This is a genomic window from Pelagibacterium lacus, assembly GCF_003345525.1.
GTDB lineage: Bacteria > Pseudomonadota > Alphaproteobacteria > Rhizobiales > Devosiaceae > Pelagibacterium > Pelagibacterium lacus.
Map to the genome: position 1 here is coordinate 1 of NZ_QQNH01000059.1, position 2,393 is coordinate 2,393.

3 protein-coding genes are annotated in these 2,393 nt (G+C 66.6%); all 3 read left to right on the forward strand.

The features are described 5' to 3' along the window. On the forward strand, positions 1–744 hold a 744-nt coding region (locus DVH29_RS15995; RefSeq protein ID WP_114647183.1), incomplete at its 5' end, for an SDR family oxidoreductase. A gap of 49 nt (positions 745–793) precedes the next feature. Next, complete coding sequence (locus tag DVH29_RS16000) at positions 794–1,498, forward strand: ribonuclease activity regulator RraA (RefSeq protein ID WP_114647184.1); 705 nt, start codon at positions 794–796, stop codon at positions 1,496–1,498. 2 nt (positions 1,499–1,500) lie between these two features. After that, a partial coding sequence (locus DVH29_RS16005; protein WP_147276152.1) for a dihydrodipicolinate synthase family protein occupies positions 1,501–2,393 on the forward strand: 893 nt, incomplete at its 3' end.

Consider the following 2,393-nt stretch of genomic DNA (forward strand, 5'->3'; position numbering starts at 1 on the left):
GCCGGCGGCGGGCTGGGCGGTGCGATCGCCCGCTCTCTGGCGGCGGAAGGGGCACGGGTCGCGGTGGCCGATATCAATGGCGAGGCAGCCCAGGCGACGGTCGATGCCATCGTCGCGGCGGGTGGCGTCGCACAGCCGCTGGTCTGGGACCTCGCCGATCTCGACGCCATTGCCGGCCACATCGCCTCCATCGAGGCCGAGCTCGGTCCCATCGATATCCTGGTCAACAATACCGGCGGCCCCCCGCCGACTCCCGCCGCTGGCCAGGCCCCCGAGGCGTGGGAGCAATACTTCCGCTCCATGGTGGTCTCGGTGATCGCCGTCACCGATGCGGTGTTGCCGGGCATGCGCGAGCGGAAATGGGGCCGGATCGTCACCTCGACCTCATCGGGCGTCGTGGCCCCCATCCCCAATCTGGGCATTTCGAACGCCCTGCGCCTGTCGCTGGTCGGCTGGTCCAAGACGCTGGCCCGGGAAGTGGGCCGGGACGGGATCACCGCCAATATCGTCCTGCCGGGGCGGATCGCCACCAATCGCATCACCTTCCTCGACGAGCAGAAGGCCAAGCGCGAAGGCCGCCCGGTCGATGCGGTTTCGGCGGAGAGCACGGCCAGCATCCCGGTGGGGCGCTATGGCGATCCGGCCGAATATGGCGATGTGGTCGCGTTCCTCGCCAGTACCAGGGCCTCCTATCTCACCGGATCGGTGATCCGCGTCGATGGCGGGTTGATCGCCAGCATCTGATGGCACCGGGCGTGGAACGCTCCGCCACGGCATTTTGAAGGAAAGATCCATGTCGCTCACACAGGATGCGATCGAAACGCTCAAAGGCGTCTCGACGGCCACGCTGACCACGGTGCTGCTCAAGAAGGGCCTGCGCAATGTCTGGATCCGCAATGCGAGGCCGATCCGGTCGGGCCTGCCGCGCATTGTTGGCCCTGCCTTTACCCTGCGGTTCGTTCCGGCCCGCGAGGATCTGGCCACCCCGGCGAGCTGGGGCTCGCCGATCTCCACCCGCGCGGCCATCGAGGACATGCCCGAGGGCGCCGTGGTGGTCGCCGACGCCATGGGCGTGGCCGATGCCGGCATCTTCGGCGATATCCTGTGCTTCCGCATGGCCAGGAAGGGCGTGGCGGCGCTGGTCACCGACGGGATGATGCGCGACGCGGCCGGGGTGCATTCCACCGACCTGCCGGTGTGGTGCAACGGCATTTCCGCGCCGCCCTCGGTGGCCGGGCTGACCTTCGTGGGCTGGCAGGAGACCATCGGGTGCGGCGGGGTCGCCGTCATCCCGGGCGATATCATCGTGGTCGATGACGATGGCGCCGTGGTCATCCCCCAGGCGCTGCTCGCCGAGGTGCTGGCCGAAGCCCCCGAACAGGAGGCCATGGAGGCCTGGATCATGAGCGAGGTCGATCGCGGCGTCGCGCTGCCGGGGCTCTACCCGATGAACGAAGACACAAAGAAGCGCTACGACGCCTTCAAGGAAGGGAAATAACCGTGCCGCTCGATCACACCGCCAGCGGGGTCTATGTCATCGCCACGACGCCGTTTCTGGACGATTATTCCATTGACACCCGGTCGATCGACCGGCTGACCGATTTTTATGCCGAGGCCGGGTCGAGCGGCATGACCATTCTGGGCATCATGGGGGAAGCGCCCAAGCTCGACCATTCCGAATCGATCGCCATCGTCAAACAGGTGATGGGGCGCACGCAGCTCCCCGTGGTGGTCGGGGTTTCGGCTCCGGGCTTTGCCAGCATGCGCAGCCTGGCGCGCCAATCGATGGAGCTGGGGGCCCAGGGCGTGATGATCGCGCCCCCGTCCAATCTGCGCACCGACGACCAGATCAGGGGCTATTACGCCTCGGCGATCGAAGCGATCGGGGACGATGTTCCCGTGGTCATCCAGGATTATCCGCTGACGCTCAGCGTGGTCATGACGCCTGCGGTGATCCGCGACATCGTCAATGCCCATCCCTCCTGCGTCATGCTCAAGCACGAGGACTGGCCGGGGCTGGAAAAGATCTCCGCCCTGCGCGGGTTCCAGACGGCCGGCGAGATGCGCGCGATTTCCATCCTGTGCGGCAATGGCGCCATGTTTCTCGATTTCGAGATGGAACGCGGGGCCGATGGGGCCATGACCGGCTATGCCTTCACCGATGCGCTGGTCGATATCGTACGGCTGCAAGCCGAGGGCAGGCGCGAGGAGGCCCATGATCTGTTCGACGCGCATTTGCCGCTGATGCGCTATGAGCAGCAGCAGGGCCTGGGCCTCGCCGTGCGCAAATACCTGCTCATGCAGCGCGGGCTGATGACGTCCGACCGGCAGCGCAAGCCGGCCGGAACGCTCACGGCGAAGGCCAAGGAAGAGATCGATTACCTTCTCGCCCG